General features: G+C 34.3%; 1 protein-coding gene. It reads left to right on the plus strand.

Annotated features, from left to right (window positions below):
• On the plus strand, positions 1-420 hold a 420-nt coding region (locus R0J92_RS21780), incomplete at both ends, for a hypothetical protein (RefSeq protein ID WP_411053173.1).

A 420-nucleotide genomic window follows, 5' to 3' on the forward strand; every position in this document is an offset into this window, starting at 1 on the left:
TGCCTGATATTAATAAAGCTAAGTTTAGTTTCACAGCAGACAGAGACTCTGGGAGCATTCTATTCGGCTTGAAAGGTATGAATGGCATTGGAGATGATGTTGTTCATAAAATTGTTGCAGCTAGACCTTATAGAAGCTTTGATGACTTTGTAAAGAGAATGTTCATTGAAGGAGAGCTAAAAAAAGGACAGATTATACAACTTATTAAAGGTGGCGCATTTGATTCTTTCGGTGAAAGAAAACAGCTGATGAAAGAATTTATTACGCTAATATCAGAACCTAAGACAAAGCTAACGATGGCAAACACAAAGATGCTTCTAAATCATAATCTTATTCCAAAAGAGTATCATGCAGAGGCACGTTTCTTTAAATTCAGAGATTACATAATGAAGAATGTTTATAAGACATTTAACAAGCCTA

The organism is Tritonibacter sp. SIMBA_163 (assembly GCF_046535935.1).
Taxonomy (GTDB): domain Bacteria; phylum Pseudomonadota; class Alphaproteobacteria; order Rhodobacterales; family Rhodobacteraceae; genus Epibacterium; species Epibacterium scottomollicae.